Origin of the sequence: Streptomyces anulatus, assembly GCF_014650675.1 — a bacterium.
Classification (GTDB): domain Bacteria; phylum Actinomycetota; class Actinomycetes; order Streptomycetales; family Streptomycetaceae; genus Streptomyces; species Streptomyces anulatus.
In genome coordinates this window covers 845,022-862,838 of the sequence record NZ_BMVK01000002.1, presented here as the reverse complement: position 1 = coordinate 862,838, position 17,817 = coordinate 845,022, and the positions used below count along the sequence as shown (strand labels likewise).

Annotated in this window: 14 protein-coding genes; 11 read left to right on the top strand and 3 right to left on the bottom strand. The window is 71.7% G+C overall.

Annotated features, from left to right (window positions below; genetic code table 11):
- Positions 1-11: 11 nt before the first annotated feature.
- Together IE272_RS08505 and IE272_RS08500 are read right to left on the bottom strand one after the other, a co-directional pair.
- A complete protein-coding gene (locus tag IE272_RS08505) occupies positions 12-1,346 on the bottom strand; it encodes a polysialyltransferase family glycosyltransferase (RefSeq protein ID WP_190006542.1) in 1,335 nt (444 codons plus the stop codon).
- Complete coding sequence (locus IE272_RS08500; RefSeq protein WP_190006541.1) at positions 1,343-2,326, bottom strand: glycosyltransferase family 2 protein; 984 nt, start codon at positions 2,324-2,326, stop codon at positions 1,343-1,345. Before IE272_RS08500 ends, IE272_RS08505 begins: the two co-directional genes overlap by 4 nt.
- Positions 2,327-2,534: 208 nt before the next feature.
- Between IE272_RS08500 and IE272_RS08495 the strand changes: the two genes are divergently transcribed.
- From IE272_RS08495 to IE272_RS08480, 4 genes are read left to right on the top strand one after another with little or no spacing between them, the layout of a single operon-like run.
- Positions 2,535-3,917 carry a DUF6716 putative glycosyltransferase gene (locus IE272_RS08495; RefSeq protein ID WP_190006540.1) on the top strand — a complete coding sequence of 461 codons (1,383 nt, stop codon included), beginning with the start codon at positions 2,535-2,537 and terminating at the stop codon, positions 3,915-3,917.
- Positions 3,918-3,940: 23 nt separating this feature from the next.
- Positions 3,941-5,191 carry an acylneuraminate cytidylyltransferase gene (locus tag IE272_RS08490; RefSeq protein WP_073957847.1) on the top strand — a complete coding sequence of 417 codons (1,251 nt, stop codon included), beginning with the start codon at positions 3,941-3,943 and terminating at the stop codon, positions 5,189-5,191.
- A gap of 12 nt (positions 5,192-5,203) precedes the next feature.
- On the top strand, positions 5,204-6,136 hold the full coding sequence (locus IE272_RS08485; protein ID WP_007458916.1) for an N-acetylneuraminate synthase family protein: 933 nt from the start codon (positions 5,204-5,206) through the stop codon (positions 6,134-6,136).
- A gap of 10 nt (positions 6,137-6,146) precedes the next feature.
- Positions 6,147-7,178 (top strand): hypothetical protein, encoded by a 1,032-nt coding sequence (locus IE272_RS08480; RefSeq protein ID WP_050360224.1) that lies wholly within the window; start codon positions 6,147-6,149, stop codon positions 7,176-7,178.
- A 73-nt stretch (positions 7,179-7,251) separates the two neighbouring features.
- On the opposite strand, the gene IE272_RS08475 is transcribed toward IE272_RS08480, so the two are convergent.
- On the bottom strand, positions 7,252-8,946 hold the full coding sequence (locus IE272_RS08475) for an FG-GAP repeat domain-containing protein (RefSeq protein ID WP_079045328.1): 1,695 nt from the start codon (positions 8,944-8,946) through the stop codon (positions 7,252-7,254).
- A 235-nt stretch (positions 8,947-9,181) separates the two neighbouring features.
- On the opposite strand from IE272_RS08475, the gene IE272_RS08470 reads away from it, so the two are divergent.
- From IE272_RS08470 to IE272_RS08440, 7 genes are all read left to right on the top strand, one after another.
- Positions 9,182-10,417, top strand: a complete 1,236-nt coding sequence (locus tag IE272_RS08470) for an amidohydrolase (RefSeq protein WP_050360222.1) — start codon at positions 9,182-9,184, stop codon at positions 10,415-10,417.
- 174 nt (positions 10,418-10,591) lie between these two features.
- Positions 10,592-11,641: a BMP family lipoprotein gene (locus tag IE272_RS08465; protein WP_050360221.1), complete on the top strand. Its 1,050-nt coding sequence runs from the start codon at positions 10,592-10,594 to the stop codon at positions 11,639-11,641.
- Positions 11,642-11,995: 354 nt separating this feature from the next.
- Positions 11,996-13,579, top strand: coding sequence for an ABC transporter ATP-binding protein (locus IE272_RS08460; RefSeq protein WP_056702554.1), 1,584 nt, complete (start codon positions 11,996-11,998; stop codon positions 13,577-13,579).
- Positions 13,576-14,694 (top strand): ABC transporter permease, encoded by a 1,119-nt coding sequence (locus IE272_RS08455; protein ID WP_050360219.1) that lies wholly within the window; start codon positions 13,576-13,578, stop codon positions 14,692-14,694. The genes IE272_RS08460 and IE272_RS08455 overlap by 4 nt, the downstream gene beginning before the upstream one ends.
- Entirely contained in the window at positions 14,691-15,956 is a 1,266-nt protein-coding gene (locus tag IE272_RS08450) for an ABC transporter permease (protein ID WP_007458902.1), read from the top strand. The genes IE272_RS08455 and IE272_RS08450 overlap by 4 nt, the downstream gene beginning before the upstream one ends.
- A complete protein-coding gene (locus IE272_RS08445) occupies positions 15,953-16,381 on the top strand; it encodes a cytidine deaminase (protein WP_050360218.1) in 429 nt (142 codons plus the stop codon). Before IE272_RS08450 ends, IE272_RS08445 begins: the two co-directional genes overlap by 4 nt.
- Positions 16,382-16,501: 120 nt before the next feature.
- Entirely contained in the window at positions 16,502-17,779 is a 1,278-nt protein-coding gene (locus tag IE272_RS08440; protein ID WP_097932742.1) for a thymidine phosphorylase, read from the top strand.
- The last annotated feature ends 38 nt before the right edge of the window (positions 17,780-17,817 follow it).

Sequence of the window (17,817 nt, the reverse complement as noted above, 5' to 3'; positions counted from 1 at the left end):
GCCCCGGCCGCTCAGCCCCGGCCGTTCCGCAACGCCTTGGCCCGCCGGGCCACCCGGCGCAAGGCCGGACTGCTCCGCAGGAACGCCAGCCGGGCCGGGACCACTCCGGGGAGCGCGAGCGAGGCCAGCCGACGGCGCTTGAAGTAGCGCCAGGTGCGATCGTCCAGGTGCGTGGACAGATAGCGCTCGGCGGCCGGACGCAGATCGGGGCGGACCTTCGGCCGCATCGCGAAGCCGACGGCCGCGAGCAGACCGTCCAAGCCGGCACCGGAGCGCGGCGCCTGTGCGGCGACCGCCTCCGCGTCACCGATCCCGGGCAGCAGGGCGTCGGCGAGCGTCGCCGGTATCCGCTCGGCGTTCTCGTACGGGGTCAGACGCTCCAGGAGCGCCCCCGTGCCGACGGCCGCCACCGGGAGGCCGTGGAACCGGGCCGCCCCGAACAGCGCGGCCGAGGTGCAGCCGACGACCAGCGCGGGCCGCAGCCGGTGCAGCAGCACATCGGCCGGAACCGGCGACGAGCTCTCCAGCACGGTCAGTTCGACGCCCAGCCGGTCCGCCTCGGCGCGCAGCGCCGCCGGGTCCTCCCAGGGGGCGTACGGATCCGGCGCGAACACCAGCCGGCGGTGGCCGAGGGCCGCGGCCCCGCGCACCATCTCCAGCCGCAGCCCCGCCTCCTCGGCCGCCGGGATCAGCCCGGCCCCGGCGAGATCCTGCCCGAGCAGCAGTGCGGGCGCCTCGACGGCGGGCAACTCCACCTCCGCGTCGGCCAGTTCACCGACGACCTTGGTGATCGCCTCGGCGGGAACGGTCCGCGGCTCCACCCCGTACTCGCCCAGCAGCAACAGGCGCGCCCCCGGGACCAGGTCCGGATGGAGGAGCCGCCGCACCCGGACCCCGGTCAGCGGGGGGATCTTCTCCCCGGTCGGTCCGTAGCCGCCGGGCCCCTCCGCGTACACATCGACCGGGACACCGGCGAAGACCTGGGTGAGCGCCCGGGCGGGACCGGCGTGCGGGGAGTCCACGACGAGCTCCAGCTCCGCGTCGCCGAGACCCCAGGCGCGCCGGAAGTGGCGCTCCCACAACGGGGCGTCGTCGGCCCGGGGCGTCCAGCCGGCCGGGTGGAAGGGGAAGATCGCGTCGTTCCACGAGAGGACCTCGTCGAACCGGGCGCGCAGCCGCTCGAAGCCGACGGTCTCCGAGACATCGGCGACGGCCTCCGGAGCCGGCCCCGTCCGGGACAGCAGCAGGATCCGACGGTCGGGCTCGGTGAAGCAGCCCGCGTCGATCGCCGCGGCGAGCAGCACCGTCGCGGCGGTCGAGGAGGCGTGGAAGATCCGGATGGTCATGCGGCCGAGGCCCCCTTCGCGGCGCCCGGACGGCGGCGCAGCCTGCGCACCCGGGTCGCTCGTGTCACGTCCATGGCGTCGAGAGCCTCGTCCAGCAGCCGCTGCGGCAGGCGTCCCAGGGCCGCCGCACCGCGCGACTTCAGCTCGCGGGCCACGGCCGGTTCGAATTTGTCGATGGCTCCCAGATGATGGGCGATGACCGCGCAATACGTGCGCACGGCCTTCGGCAGCAAATCCTCCGCGTCACGGTCGGCGGCCGTCTCGGCGATCACCTGGTCGAAAGCGCGCAGGAAATCGAGCTGGCGCACATCGCCGATCTGGGTCAGCGACGTGGCCACCCCGCGCCGGTAGAAATGGCTGAGCATGCCCAGGGCGGCGAAGGATTCCGCCTCCCGGTGCAGCCGCCAGATCCACGGCCGGTCCTCGGCCGTGCGCAGCCCGTCGGTGAAGTGCAGCAGCCCCCGGTCCAGCAGCCGCCGGTGATAGAGGCCCGCCCAGGCGAACGCGTAGTCCACCGAGGTGGTGCGGTGGGCGGGCAGGATCGCGGACCGGGGGTCGGTCACCACCCCGTGCGGCCCGTGCGGCACCCGGCGTACGGTCCGTGATCTGCCGTTCGCCTGGACATGGTCGGTGCGCACGAAGTCGCAGCCCAGCGCCTCGGTCCGGGCCAGCAGCCGCTCGTAGTGCCCGGGGGCCAGCCAGTCGTCGCCGTCCAGGAAGGCGATGTACTCGCCGCGGGCGGCCTCCAGACCGGTGTTGCGCGCGGTCGCCAGACCGCCGTTCACCTCGTGCCGCAGCAGCACGGCCCCGGGGATCTCGTCGGCGGCCCGGCGCAGCAGCCGGGGTGTCCCGTCGGTCGAACAGTCGTCGACGAGAAGGAACTCGAAGTCCTCGCGGGCGTTGGCCCGCAGACTTCTGAGGGTGTCGGGCGCGTAGGTCTGCACGTTGAAGAACGGCACGATGACGGAGAGCTTAACCACGCGCATCACGTTAGGTGCGGCTCCGGCTCATTCCTTTTCCGCAATGCGCCCAGCAGGTGAACAACGCCCGTCGCTCAGGTGAATCACCTTTTCCGGAACCGGAATTGAGGGCCTATTCGGGCCCGCCCCCCAATCGTCGGCTCGCTGTTAACCATCTGTTGCCATCACGTTGGGCCGCGCATCGAAATGCCTTCCTAACTTCTAGGACGTGCCCCCACGTACCAGCAATGAGGCCGAACCGGCCGAAACCCCCGCCGCGCTCCGACCGGCGCTGCGGGTCGCCGTCCTCGCCGACTCCGACACCCGGTGGAAATGGGGCGCGCTCACCGCGCGCCGCCTGACCTCCGGGGCGGACGGTCCGGACACGCGGCCCGTCGAGGTCAGCGGGCTGCTGCTGCGCGGCCGGGCCACCCCGACGCCCCGCCAGCTCGCGGAGGTCGGCGAGGTCGGGATCGACATCGAGCGGGTCCGCGAGGTCACCGCGGTCGAGTTCCTGCACACCGTGCGCGACGAGGGTTACGACCTCGTCGTCCTCGCCCTCGTCGGCGGCGGCGTCCAGGCCATGCTGCACGGCCTCGCCGCCCTCGACCTGCCGCGCCGGCCCGTCGTCGTCACCGGATACGTCGGCGTCGTCTACGAGAAGCTCGCCGACGGACTCCTGCTCCGCCACGGCGCGGACGTCGTCCTCGCCAACTCGGCCCACGACGCGGAACGTTTCCGTGCGGTGTACGAGGGAGTGGGCGCCGACGCGTCGGCCGTCACGGAGGCCGCCCTCCCCTTCCTGGGCGGAGCCCCGTACCGGGGCGAAGAGGGCCGCGACACCGTGGTGTTCGCCGCCCAGCCCTCCGTCCCGGCCTCCCGCGCCGACCGTACGTACCTGCTCCACAGGCTCGTCGAGCACGCCCGGCTGCACCCGCGCCGCGAGGTGCTGCTCAAGCTGCGCTCCAAGCCCGGCGAGCACACCACGCACATCGAGGAACTGCCCTACCAGAAGCTCGCGCAGCGGCTGCCGGGCGGCTTGCCGCCCAACTTCCGCCTGGTGTACGGGCACATGGGCGAGGTCCTGGACCGCACCGACCTCCTGGTCACGGTCTCCTCGACGGCCGCGCTGGAGTCCCTGCACCGCCGCATCCCGACCGCCGTCCTCACCGACCTCGGCGTCCGCGAGACGCTCGGCAACCACCACTTCGTCGGCTCCGGGCTCCTCACCTCCTGGGACCGGCTCGACGGCGGGATCCGGCCCCGGCCCGACGGCCGGTGGCTGGCCGGCCAGGGCGTCGCCGCCGACGGCTCGTACGGCACCGCCTACGACACGGCCCGCGCCAAGGTCACCGCCCTCCTCGGCACGGGGCAACTCCCGCCGCTGGCCCCCTACTACACACCCGCCACCGCCCCCGGCTACCTCCCCGGCATCCTCGGCCGCCACCACCTGGCCCCCGACGGCACACCCCTGCCCGGCGCGGCCGCACCGCAGGAGCCCGGCCGGGTCCGGGGCGCGGTGCGCGAAACCGTCCGCAACGCGGCCCGGGGCGCCTACCGCCAGGGCGTCCAGCGCGTGGCCCCCGTGATCCGCCGGATGGGGGAGCTGTGAACACCACTCCAGGAGCAGCCACCATGACCCCGACCGTCCTCGCCGTGATCCCCGCCCGCGGCGGATCCAAAGGCGTCCCCGCCAAGAACCTCGCCGAGGTCGGCGGCATCCCCCTGGTCGCCCGCGCCGTCCGCGCCGCGCTCGGCGCCCCCGAGGTCACCGACGTCGTCGTCACCACCGACGACGGGGCGATCGCCGAGGCCGCCCGGAGCGCCGCCGCCGACCTGCGCGCCGCCCACCGGCTGCACTGCGTCGAGCGCCCCGCCGCCATCGCGGGCGACACGGCCACCAGCGAAGCGGCCGTGCTGCACGCGATGGACGTCTACGAGGCCGAGCGCGCCCGGACCGTCGACGTGGTCCTCCTCGTCCAGTGCACCAGCCCGTTCGTCTCCCGCGAGGACATCGACGGCGTCGCCAGGGCGGTGGCCCACGAGGGCGCGGACACGGCCGTCACGGTCGCCCCGTTCCACGGCTTCGTCTGGCGCGACGGGCACGCGGTCGAGGAGGGAACGTACGGCGTCAACCACGACAAGTCCGTACGCCCCCGCCGCCAGGACCGCCCCCAGGACTACCTGGAGACCGGCGCCGCCTACGCGATGGACGCGACGGGCTTCCGCACCCACCGCCACCGCTTCTTCGGCCACACGACCCTCGTGCCCACCGACCCGGCGCGGGTGCTGGAGATCGACGACCCGCACGACCTGGCCCGCGCCCGCGCGCTCGCCCCGCTCCTGGACCCCTCCCCGCTGCCCTCCCTCGCGGACGTGGACGCGGTCGTCCTGGACTTCGACGGCACCCAGACCGACGACCGGGTCATGATCGACTCCGAGGGCCGCGAGACGGTCGCCGTGCACCGGGGCGACGGACTCGGCATCGCCGCGCTGCGCAAGGCCGGGGTGCCCCTGCTGATCCTCTCCACCGAGCAGAACCCGGTCGTCGCGGCCAGGGCCCGCAAGCTGCAGATCCCCGTCCTGCACGGCATCGACCGCAAGGACGAGGCGCTGAAGCGGTGGTGCGACGAGCAGTCCATCGCCCCCGACCGGGTCCTCTACGTCGGCAACGACGTCAACGACCTGCCCTGCTTCTCCCTCGCCGGCTGGCCCGTCGCCGTCGCGAGCGCCCACGACTCGGTACGCGCCGCGGCGCGCGCCGTCACGACCACCCCCGGGGGCTACGGCGCCATCCGCGAGATCGCGGCCTGGCTGCTCGGCCCCACCCTCACCACCACCAGAACCACCTCCGAACCCACCGTCCCCACCGTCCCCACCAAGTAAGGAAGCACCACCATGAGCACCTCCCGCCTGCGCACCTTCGGCACCCGCACCGCCGGCCCCGGCAACCCCGTCTACATCACGGGTGAGATCGGCATCAACCACAACGGTGAGCTCGACAACGCCATCGCGCTGATCGACGCCGCCGCCGAAGCCGGCTGCGACGCCGTCAAGTTCCAGAAGCGCACCCCGGAGATCTGCACCCCCCGCGACCAGTGGGACATCGAGCGCGACACCCCCTGGGGCCGGATGACGTACATCGACTACCGCCACCGCGTCGAGTTCGGCGAGGCCGAGTACACCGCCATCGCCGAGCACTGCGCCAAGCGCGGCATCGACTGGTTCGCCTCCCCGTGGGACACCGAGGCCGTCGCCTTCCTGGAGAAGTTCGACGTCCCCGCGCACAAGGTGGCCTCCGCCTCCCTCACCGACGACGAGCTGCTGCGCGCCCTGCGCGCCACCGGCCGCACGGTCATCCTCTCCACCGGCATGTCGACCCCGAAGCAGATCCGCCACGCGGTCGAGGTCCTCGGTTCGGACAACATCCTTCTCTGCCACGCCACTTCCACGTACCCGGCGAAGGCCGAGGAGCTGAACCTGCGGGTCATCAACACCCTCCAGCAGGAGTTCCCCAACGTCCCGATCGGCTACTCCGGCCACGAGACCGGCCTGCAGACGACCCTCGCGGCCGTCGCGCTCGGCGCCACGTTCGTCGAGCGCCACATCACCCTGGACCGCGCCATGTGGGGCTCCGACCAGGCCGCCTCCGTCGAGCCGCAGGGCCTGACCCGCCTGGTCCGCGACATCCGCACCATCGAGCAGTCGCTCGGCGACGGCGTCAAGAAGGTGTACGAGTCCGAGCTCGGCCCGATGAAGAAGCTCCGCCGGGTCGCGGGCGTCGTCGCCGAGACCGAGAACGCGCCGGCCCCCGAGCCGGTCGCGGTCTGAGCGCCGACCGGTGAACCTCGCCTTCGTCGAGAGCCCGGTCCAGCTCCTGAACGTCCTGGAGTGGGTTCACACCCAGGGGGGAGACGACCCGACCGCCACCACGGTCGTCGTCCTCCCCCCGGTCGACCCGATGTCGCGCGGTCAGCTGCGCCGGATGGCGGAGCTGGCCCGCGACGAGGGCATCGCCGTCCGCTGGCAGGAGGCGCGCGGGGACTCCGGCGCGCCCCTGAAGGCCCTGCGCGCCCTGGCCGGCCTGGTCCGGCGCGCGGACCACATAGTGATCGGCGACCCGTTCTCCCGCTATGTGCAGCTCCTGCTGACCCTGGTCCGCGCCGATCGCCTCACGGTGGTCGACGACGGCACGGCCACCATGGAGTTCGTCGCCCAGCTGGCCCGGGGCGAGCGCCTGACGCGCTGGCACCGCCGGGGCCGCACGGGACCGCGCGAACTGGTCCTGGCCCCGGTCACGGCGACGGCCCGCCGCCGCTTCACCCCGACGGCGAACCACACGGTCGAGGTGTTCACCGCGATGCCGGTCGAGGCTCCGTCCGGCATCGCGGTCACCCGGAACACCTTCGCCTGGACCCGCGCCCGCTTCGGCCCGCCCAGCATCGGCAAGGGCGCGGACCTGGTCGGCACCTCCCTGGTCGAGACGGGCGTCGTCGACCCCGTCCCGTACCAGGAGGCGGTCGCGGCCCTGGCCCGCACCCACGGTGCCACCCGCTACTTCGCCCACCGGCGCGAGTCCGCCGAGAAACTCCACGCCCTGGAAGCCGCCACCGGCCTGGAGATCGTCCGCCCCGACCTCCCCCTGGAACTCATCGCCCGCCGGGGCCCCATCGGCCGCACGATCGTCAGCTTCCCCTCCACGGTCGTCCACACCCTCCCGCTGGCCCTGGCCGGCACGGGCGTGAACGTCGCGGTCTGCGACATCGCCCCGGAATGGCTCCGCGCCACGGCCTCGCCCCGCGCCCAGGGCTTCCTGAGCGGGGTCACGGAGACGGCCCGGGGGGTGCAGCGGCTGTCGTCGGTGGCGACCTGAGGGCCGCCGGCGCGCCGGCGGCCCCGGGGGAGTCAGGCGATCCTCGGGGGAACACCCGGCCGATCCGGGGGAGTCACCCGATCGCCCGTCCCTCCCCGAAGCCGAAGCCGCCGTCCGCCGCCACGCGGCCCGGCCACAACGTCAGGGTGCCGTCCTGCGTACGGCCGTGCAGATCGGCGAGACCGTCGCCGTCGAGGTCGCCGACCGTGTCCAGCACCGGACGGGCGGCCACGGTGAAACCGGTGCCGATCAGCACGCGGTTCGCGGGGTCGCCCCAGACGGCGGGGTCCGGTGCACCGTCCGTGCCGCTGCCGCCGCGCACGCTGTGGAGGTCGCCGGTGGCGTTGTCGCGCAGCCACAGGTCGGCCAGGCCGTCACCGTCGAGGTCGCCGGGCGCGAGGACGGTGAAGTCGTCCCAGTCCGAGCCGCCGACCGCCACCGGCACATCCAGCCGCATGCCGTACATGCCGTGGTAGATCCACAGCCTGCCGCCCTCCCGGACGAGGAGATCACTCCTGCCGTCACCGTTCAGATCGCCGGGGGCGATCACCTGCTCCGCGTCGCCCCAGTGGTCGTCGCCGGTCCAGCCGGGCTCGCCCACACAGCCGTAGTCCTCGTCCGGGACCGGGCAGTCGACCGTCAGGAGCTGCCGGCCCCGGGTGCCGTCGACCCTCCCCAGGCCGCTGTTGGGATGGACCCAGAGCTGCTTCCGCCGCGTGTTGGGGTTGTACTCCAGCGTCACCAGGTCGACGTATCCGTCGTTGTCCCAGTCGGTCCGGTAGGCGGTGTCGGCCCCGGGCGCGGTCAGCCCGGCGTCGGTCGCCGGGGCGAAGGTTCCGTCGCCCCGGCCCGCGTAGGTGAGCAGCTCGCCCCGGTCGTCCAGGCTCCAGATGTCCTTGGCGCCGTCTCCATTGAGGTCGCCGGGGGCGTCGGGTGTGGTGATGCCCCGGGCGTAGAAGCGGTACGTGGTCGTGTCCGAGCGATTGCCGGAGCGGTCGACGCTGTGGACGTACAGCATGTGCGGGCCGCCGGTCAGCGGCGTGGCCGTCACGTCCGCCGTCCCACCGGGGGAGACGGACACCTCCCGCTGCTGCGGGTCGAAGGTGCTGGACCAGACGTAGGAGACGACGTCCTCGACGCCGTTGGAGCCCAGGGTGAAGGTGCCGGGAGTGCGGGCGTCCCCGGTGTCCGCCGGCCATCCGGCGTCCCCGTCGGGGAACTCCTCCGACACGACGGTCGGCGGCCGGTCCGGACGTACGCGGTCGACCGAGAAGGCGCAGAAACCGGTCCAGGCGGAGGCGGCTCCCCCGGAGTCCGTGGCCCGGACCCGCCAGCGGTAGTCGCCGGAAGGCAGGTCGATCGAAGAGGCGGCGGCGGTGCCGCCCGTCGTGGCGGCCACCGAACGCTCGGCCACCGGGGCCGTGTTGCCGGCGTCGAAGACCTGGAACTGTGCGGTGAGGGAGGGCGAGTCGGCGTCCTGCACCCGGGCCATGAGAGTCGTCGGGGTGTTGCCGATGAATCCGCCCGCGCACGCGGTCGCGGGGCTCGTGGCCAGGCGGTCCGGTATCTCGGGAGGTGTGTTCGCCGGGCGCGCGCGGTCGGCGGACGCGGTGGTACGGGAGAGGCCCGGCGCGGCCGCGGCGGGCGGGGCCAGGGCGGCGACCGTACCGAGGGACGCGGCGACGGCCACCAGGAGCGTGCCGTGACGGAGCCGTCCCCTTCTGTTCCGTCTCATTCCGTCCGGGGCGGAGTCGGGCCGACTGTTCATGGGGCTCCTCACAGGATGTTCATGATTTCTTCGCGATCCTATGAAGGCTCTCGCCGTGTGTCCCGCGCCTTTCCCGCAAGGGCGCGGACCCCGGTGCGGAAGGCGAACGGGTATACCCGCAACCACCCAGCGTCACACGTCCTCACAGGAAATTTGTTCGCCTGAGCGGCTGAAGTTTTGTTGATCTGTGGCCAGTTGAGGGGGCAGGGGGCCTACGCTTCATAAGGTGAACCAGTTGAAGTCCCGCGCCTCCCGCCCCCACCACCCGGCCGGCCAGCCCGGGGGAGGTGCGCTGCCCGGCAGACTCTCCGACGAACTGCGTGCCGAGCTGATCGCCTTCCGCCGGGACATGCACATGCATCCCGAGCTGGGCAACCAGGAGTTCCGCACCACCGCGGCCATCAAGGACCGGCTGGAGAAGGCCGGGCTGAAGCCGAAGGTTCTCGCCGTCGGGACCGGGGTCATGTGCGATGTGGGGGAGTGGGACGGGGTGACGCCCATGCTGGCGTTGCGGGCGGACATCGACGCGCTGCCGATCCCGGACACCAAGGCGGGCGTGCCCTACCGGTCCACCGTGCCCGACCGGGCGCACGCCTGCGGGCACGACGTGCACACCACCACCGTGCTCGGGGCGGGGCTCGTGCTCGCCGGGCTCGACCGGGAGGGGCTGCTGCCCAACGCCGTGCGGCTGATCTTCCAGCCCGCCGAGGAGGTCCTGCCCGGAGGTGCGGTCGACGCCATCGAGTCCGGGGTGCTGGAGGGCGTCGGGCGGATCATCGGCGTGCACTGCGACCCGAAGGTGGACGTCGGGCGGATCGGGCTGCGGATCGGGGCCATCACCTCGGCCTGCGACCGCCTGGAGGTCACGCTCGACGGGCCCGGCGGGCACACCGCCCGGCCGCACCTGACCACCGACCTGGTCACCGCCGCCGCCCGGATCGCCGTCGACGTGCCCGCGCTGCTCGCCCGCCGGGTCGACGCCCGCTCCGGGCTCGCGGTGACGTGGGGGCGACTGGAGACCGGGCACGCCCCCAACGTCATCCCGCAGCACGCCGAGCTCTCCGGCACCGTCCGCTGCCTGGACCTGGACGCCTGGCGCGCGGCCCCCGACCTGGTGCACGCCGCCATCGACGAGGTGGCCGGAATGCACCGGGCCAAGACCGTCGTCAACTACGTGCGCGGTGTGCCGCCCGTGGTGAACGACGCCGAGAGCATCGGCCTGCTGGACGCCGCGATGACCGAGCGCCGCGGATCGTATGCGATCGAGGACACCGAGCAGAGCCTGGGCGGCGAGGACTTCTCCTGGTACCTGGAGCGGGTGCCCGGCGCGATGGCCCGGCTCGGCGTCAGGACCCCGGGCGACACGCGCGGGCTCGACCTGCACCGGGGCAACTTCGACGTGGACGAGGAAGCCATCACCGTGGGGGTCGAGCTGTTCACCGCCGCGGCGCTGTTCGACGGGAACCGTTAGCGGAGCGTTGACACAGTCTTCGTAGGCCGTTCGTGGACCTGCGGGAGGCCTTCTGTTCACGACGATCCGATAACGGCTTCCGTACGTGCTCTTATCTGACATCTACGCGCGTTACGATCGCCGCGAAACCAGCGCCGGAAGAGGCGCTTCGGTCAGGTTTGAAGGAGCCTTCCCTTGCGCCGGATCACCAGGATCACCACCGTGGGCATTGCGTCTGCGGCGCTTGCTCTCAGTGTCACCGCCTGTGGCGGAAAATCATCGTCGGACGCCGGTTCCGACTCGGGCGGCGACAAGGCCGCCATCGCGTACGACATCGGCGGCCGCGGCGACCAGTCGTTCAACGACGCCGCCTACGCCGGACTCGCCAAGGCGGAGAAGGAACTCGACGTCCAGGGCAGCGAGGCCGAGCCCTCCGACGGTGAGGGTGACGCGGACAAGGTCCAGCGCCTCACCGAGCTGGCCCGCGCCGGCAACAACCCGGTGATCGGCGTCGGCTTCGCCTACGCCCCCGCGATCAAGAAGGTCGCGCCGAAGTTCCCGAAGACCACCTTCGGCATCATCGACGACGCCTCGGTGACCGGCGACAACATCGCCAACATCGTCTTCAACGAGGAGCAGGGCTCCTACCTCGCCGGCGTCGCCGCCGCCAAGGTCACCAAGACGAAGACGATCGGCTTCATCGGCGGTGTCGAGACCCCGCTGATCAAGAAGTTCGAGGCGGGCTTCATCCAGGGCGCCAAGGACACCGACCCCTCGGTCAAGGTCCTCCCGCAGTACCTGACCCAGCCGCCGAACTTCGACGGCTTCTCCAAGCCCGACCTCGGCAAGGCCGCCGCCCAGGGCCAGCTCGACAAGAAGGCCGACGTGATCTACTCGGCCGCCGGTCTGGCCGGTTCCGGTGCCATCGAGGCCGCCTCCAAGGCCGGCAAGTGGAACATCGGCGTCGACTCCGACCAGTACAAGCAGAAGGGCCTCGCGGCCTACAAGGAGTCCATCCTGACCTCGGTCACCAAGGACGTCGAGGACTCGGTGTTCAACCTGATCAAGTCGGTCCAGGACGGCAAGCCGACCACCGGTGAGATCCGCTACGGCCTGGACAAGGACGGCGTCGGCCTGTCGATGTCCAACCCGGCGTTCGTCAAGATGACCGACGTCATCGCGGCCGTCGACAAGGCCAAGCAGGAGATCATCGACGGCAAGATCACCGTCAAGACCGCTCCGTAACGCTCCGTAAGCAGCTCGGAGCCTCCTGCCGTACGGCTGGTTTCCCCAAGGCCCTGTCCGTCCCCGCGCCGCACTCCGGCCGGTGGACGGACAGGGCCGCGGGCCCATCCCCGCCGGACGGACAGGCTCCCCGTCGCGGTACGCGAACCACCGCGGCATCACCCGAACTTCCGCAGTACCACCCGAAGAAGATCCGCCTCTCGCAGTGCTCTCCCACCCGGTCCGGACCCCGCGTCCGGACTGTGACGTGCACCTGTGTTTCACGATTCGGCAGCGCTACGCGTGTAGACAGCCCTCCGGCGCGATAACTTCACCCCCGCCCCCCAGAGCCCCTCAGCCCCTCCGCCCCCGCTCCTGTCCGGCCAAGGAGAGTGCGTCATCAACGCGTCCAGCAGTCCCCCTGCCGTAGAACTGCACGGCATCACCAAGCGCTTCCCCGGCGTCGTCGCCAACCACGACATCGACATCACGATCGGCAAGGGCACGGTCCATGCCCTCGTCGGTGAGAACGGCGCCGGCAAGTCCACCCTGATGAAGATCCTCTACGGCATGCAGAAGCCGGACGAGGGCACCATCGCGATCAACGGCGAGCAGGTCTCGTTCTCCAACCCGGGCGACGCCATCGAGCGGGGCATCGGCATGGTGCACCAGCACTTCATGCTCGCCGACAACTTCACCGTCCTGGAGAACGTCGTCCTGGGCGGCGAGAAGCTGTACGGCATCGGCTCCGGCGCCCGGAAGAAGATCAAGGAGATCTCCGACGCGTACGGCCTGGGCATCCGGCCCGACGCGCTCGTGGAGGACCTCGGGGTCGCCGACCGGCAGCGCGTGGAGATCCTCAAGGTCCTCTACCGGGGCGCCCGCATCCTGATCCTGGACGAGCCGACCGCGGTCCTCGTACCGCAGGAGGTCGACGCGCTCTTCGCCAACCTGCGCGAGCTCAAGGCCGAGGGCCTGACCGTCATCTTCATCTCGCACAAGCTGGGCGAGGTGCTCTCCGTCGCCGACGACATCACGGTGATCCGTCGCGGCACGACCGTGGGCACCGCCGACCCGGCGTCCACCACGACCAAGCAGCTCGCCGAGCTGATGGTCGGCAGCGAGCTGCCCTCGCCGGAGACCCGCGAGTCCACCGTCACCGACGTGCCGATGCTGCGCGTCCGGGACCTGGCGCTCACGGTCACCGACCCCGACGGCACCGTCCGCGACGTGCTCGCCGGCATCGACCTCACCATCCACCAGGGCGAGGTCCTCGGCATCGCCGGGGTCGAGGGCAACGGGCAGACCGAGCTGATCGAGGCCCTGATCGGCATGCGCATCCCGGACGGCGGGGTGATCACCCTCGACCAGGACGACATCTCGCAGGTCCCCACCCGCAAGCGGCGCGAGGCCGGCATCGGGTACATCCCCGAGGACCGCCACCGCCACGGCGTCCTGCTGGACGCCCCGCTGTGGGAGAACCGCATCCTCGGCCACGTCACCGAGAAGCCCAACAGCCGCGGCTGGCTGCTGGACAACAAGGCGGCCCGCGCCGACACCGAGCGGATCGTGCGCGAGTACGACGTGCGCACCCCCGGCATCGAGGTCACCGCGGCCTCCCTCTCCGGCGGCAACCAGCAGAAGCTGATCGTCGGCCGCGAGATGAGCCACGCGCCCAAGCTCCTGATCGCCGCCCACCCCACCCGTGGCGTGGACGTCGGCGCGCAGGCGCAGATCTGGGACCAGATCCGCGAGGCCCGCCGCGAAGGGCTGGCCGTCCTGCTGATCTCGGCCGACCTGGACGAACTGATCGGGCTCTCCGACACCCTGCGCGTCATGTACCGCGGCCGACTGGTCGCCGACGCCGACCCGGCCACCATCACCCCGGAGGAACTGGGCTCGGCCATGACCGGCGCCGCCACCGGTCACCTCGAAAGCCCGGAGGACGAGGCCCGATGAAGAAATTCGACAAGGACCGGCTGATCCTGGGCTTCGCCGGCCCGGTGCTCGCCCTGGTCGTCGCCCTCGCGCTGACGACCGTGGTGCTGCTCGCCTCCGGCCGGAACCCCTTCGAGCCGTACCGGATCATGTTCGAGTCGGCCAGCTACGTCGACGTACAGGTCCTGATCGTCAACCAGGCCGGTACGTACTACCTCGCCGCACTCGCCGTGGCCGTCGGCTTCCGGATGAACCTCTTCAACATCGGCGTCGACGGGCAGTACCGCCTCGCCGCCATGATGGCCGCGCTGGTCGGCGCGAGCGTCAGCCTGCCGGGGCCGCTGCACATCGCGCTGATCGTGATCGTCGCGATGCTCGTGGGCGCGTTCTGGGCGGGCATCGCGGGCTTCCTCAAGACCACCCGCGGGGTGAGCGAGGTCGTCTCGACGATCATGCTCAACTCGATCGCCACCGCCCTGGTCGCCTGGCTGATCCTGCCGAAGAACTTCGGCGAGCAGCCCGCGGGATCCAACAACCTGACCACCGGTGAGATCGCCGAGTCCGGCTGGTTCCCGGGGCTGCCGATGGGCGACCAGGCCGGGGAGATCTACGGCTTCACGTTCGTCGCCGCGGGCTGCGGCCTCCTGTACTGGTTCGTGCTGAACCACACCCGGTTCGGCTTCGACCTGCGCGCCACCGGCGCCAGCGAGAGCGCCGCCCAGGCGTCCGGTGTGGACGCCAAGAAGATGATCCTCACCTCGATGCTGATCTCCGGTGCGGTCGCGGGCCTGGCCGGTATGCCGACCCTGCTCGGCGACACCCACACCTACAGCCTCGACTTCCCCACGGGTATCGGCTTCACCGGCATCACCATCGCGCTGCTGGGCCGCAACAACCCGCTCGGCATCGCCTTCAGCGCCCTGCTGATCGCCTTCCTGGACAAGTCGTCGGCCTCGCTCGACCAGTACGGGTACGAGAAGGAGATCGCCACGATCATGCAGGGCCTGATCGTGATCTCGGTCGTCGTCTCCTACGAGCTGGTCCGCCGGTACGGCATCCGCCGCCAGCAGCAGAAGGTCGGCGAGGAGCTCGCCGCCGGCCATGCCATCAAGACCGAGAAGGAGGCGGCCCTGTGAGCACGAGCAAAGCCACCGCCGCACGCGTCGCCCCCACCAAGGGCGGCGGCCGCCGCAAGCTCTCCCTGCCCGTCGTCCTCCTGATCATCGCGGGCGCGCTCGCCCTGGTCTCCCTGGTGCGCCTCATCAGCGGCGCCAACGACGTCACCTCGGTCGGCCAGGTCGCCGGAGCCCTGGAACTGGCCGTCCCGATCGGCCTCGCCGGGCTCGGCGGCCTGTGGGCCGAGCGCGCGGGCGTCGTCAACATCGGCCTCGAAGGCATGATGGTCCTGGGCACCTGGTTCGGCGCCTGGGCCGGGTTCCAGTGGGGCCCGTGGGTCGGTGTCCTCTTCGGCATCCTCGGCGGCTGCCTCGGCGGCCTGCTGCACGCGGTCATCACCGTCACCTTCGGCGTGAACCACATCGTCTCCGGTGTGGCCATCAACATCCTCGCCGTCGGCGTCACCCGCTACCTCTCCAACTTCGCCTTCGACGGCATCCAGGGCGGCTCCTCCAAGCAGTCCCCGCGCATCGATCCGATCGACAAGATCACCATCCCAGGGCTCTCGGACTGGTTGCAGGACCTGCAACAACAGCACTGGTTCCTGATCTCCGACATCGCGGGCATCCTCGGCGGCCTGGTCACCGGGCTCTCCCTGCTGACCGTCGTCGCCCTGCTGCTGATCCCCGCCACCTGGTGGATCCTGTGGCGCACGCCGTTCGGGCTGCGGCTGCGCTCCTGCGGCGAGTCCCCGGTGGCCGCCGAGACCCTCGGCGTCAACGTGTACAAGTACAAGTACATCGCCGTCACGGTCTCCGGCGGTCTGGCGGGCCTGGGCGGCGCGTTCCTCGCGATCGTCGCCACCGGCATCTACCAGGAGGGCCAGACCGGCGGCCGCGGCTACATCGGCCTCGCCGCGATGATCTTCGGCAACTGGATGCCGGGCGGCATGGCGCTGGGCGCCGGGCTCTTCGGCTTCACCGACAGCCTCAAGCTGCGCGGCGGTGCGGAGAACGTCCACGCGATGCTGCTCCTGCTGGCGATCCTGCTGGTCATCGCGGTGTTCTGGCAGCTGTACCGGAAGAAGTACGTCGCCGCGGTGATCTCGGCGGCCGTCTCGGCGCTGCTGTTCACCTGGTACTTCCTGACCGACCAGGTGCCGAGCCAGTTCGTCGACGCCGCCCCGTACGTCACGACGCTCCTGGTCCTCTCGCTCTCCGCGCAGCGGCTGCGGATGCCCAAGGCGGACGGCGTGCCGTACCGCAAGGGCGAGGGCAAGTGACGCCGCCCGCCGCCGGAGGCACGTCCTCCGACGCATTCGGCGAGGCCGACTGGGAGGCCCTGCGGGTCGCGGCCCGGGACGCCATGTCCCGTGCGTACGCCCCCTACTCGGGCTTCCCGGTCGGTGTCGCCGCCCGGGTGGACGACGGCCGCACGATCACCGGCTGCAACGTGGAGAACGCCAGTTACGGCCTCTCGCTCTGCGCCGAGTGCGGTCTGGTCTCCACGCTCCAGGCCACCGGCGGCGGGCGGCTGACCCACTTCACCTGTGTGGACGGCACCGGGGCGATCCTGGTGCCGTGCGGCAGGTGCCGGCAGCTGCTGTACGAGTTCGGCGGCCCGGAGCTGCTCCTGGAGACGCCCGACGGGCGGCGCACGCTGGACGAGATGCTGCCCCAGTCGTTCGGCCCGCAGCACCTCGGCTGAACCCCGTACTTCTCGGCGGTGGCCCTTCCCCTTTCGCGGAAGGGCCACCGCTCTTCCCTCTCTCTATGCGCGTAGAGTCAGTTCGGACTCTTGCGTACGCACCCGGCCGGAAGGATTCCCATGGACGCCATCTCCGTCATCCGCACCAAGCGGGACCGAGGCGAGCTGACCCCCGAGCAGATCGACTGGGTCATCGACGCCTACACCCGCGGCGAGGTCGCCGACGAGCAGATGTCCGCCCTCGCCATGGCGATCCTGCTCAACGGGATGAACCGCACCGAGATCGCCCGCTGGACCGCCGCGATGATCGCCTCCGGCGAGCGGATGAACTTCGACGCGCTCTCCCGCCCGACCACCGACAAGCACTCCACCGGCGGCGTCGGCGACAAGATCACCCTGCCGCTCGCCCCGCTGGTCGCCGCCTGCGGCGCGGCCGTGCCGCAGCTCAGCGGCCGGGGCCTCGGCCACACCGGCGGCACCCTGGACAAGCTGGAGTCCATCCCCGGCTGGCGGGCCCACATCTCCAACGCGGAGATGCTGAACGTCCTCGACACCACCGGCGCGGTCATCTGCGCCGCCGGTGACGGACTGGCCCCCGCCGACAAGAAGCTGTACGCGCTGCGCGACGTCACCGGCACCGTCGAGGCGATCCCGCTGATCGCCAGCTCGATCATGTCCAAGAAGATCGCCGAGGGCACCGGGGCGCTCGTCCTGGACGTCAAGGTCGGCTCCGGCGCCTTCATGAAGACCATCGAGGACGCCCGCGAACTGGCCTCCACCATGGTCGCGCTCGGCACCGACAGCGGTGTGCGCACGGTCGCGCTGCTCACCGACATGTCCACCCCGCTCGGCCTCACCGCGGGCAACGCGCTGGAGGTCCGCGAGTCGGTCGAGGTGCTGGCCGGCGGCGGCCCGAGGGACGTCGTCGACCTCACCCTCGCCCTCGCCCGCGAGATGCTGGACGCCGCCGGACTCAAGGACGCCGACCCGGAGAAGGCCCTCGCCGACGGCTCCGCCATGGACGTCTGGCGCCGGATGATCTCCGCCCAGGGCGGCGACCCGGACGCCACGCTCCCGGTCGCCCGCGAGCAGCACGTGGTGACCGCGCGCTCCTCCGGCGTGCTGACCCGCCTGGACGCCTACGACGTCGGCGTCGCCGCCTGGCGCCTCGGCGCGGGCCGCGCCCGCAAGGAGGACCCGGTACAGGCGGGCGCGGGCGTCGAACTGCACGCCAAGCCCGGCGACACCGTCACCGAGGGCCAGCCCCTGATGACGCTGCACACGGACACCCCCGAGAAGTTCGACTACGCGCTGAAGGCGCTGCCCGAGGCATACGACATCGCCCCGGCCGGCACGTCGTTCGCACCGCTGCCGGTGGTGCGGGAACGTATCGCCTGACCTGCGGTTTCCCCATATGGGTGAACGGGATCGGTGGA

Excerpts from the sequence above, each read along its gene's own strand:
- IE272_RS08485 (WP_007458916.1), top strand. The coding sequence starts at position 5,204 with ATGAGCACCTCCCGCCTGCGCACCTTCGGCACCCGCACCGCCGGCCCC.
- IE272_RS08455 (WP_050360219.1), top strand. The coding sequence starts at position 13,576 with ATGAAGAAATTCGACAAGGACCGGCTGATCCTGGGCTTCGCCGGCCCG.
- IE272_RS08440 (WP_097932742.1), top strand. The coding sequence starts at position 16,502 with ATGGACGCCATCTCCGTCATCCGCACCAAGCGGGACCGAGGCGAGCTG.
- IE272_RS08490 (WP_073957847.1), top strand. The coding sequence starts at position 3,941 with ATGACCCCGACCGTCCTCGCCGTGATCCCCGCCCGCGGCGGATCCAAA.
- IE272_RS08475 (WP_079045328.1), bottom strand. The coding sequence starts at position 8,946 with ATGAACAGTCGGCCCGACTCCGCCCCGGACGGAATGAGACGGAACAGA.
- IE272_RS08505 (WP_190006542.1), bottom strand. The coding sequence starts at position 1,346 with ATGACCATCCGGATCTTCCACGCCTCCTCGACCGCCGCGACGGTGCTG.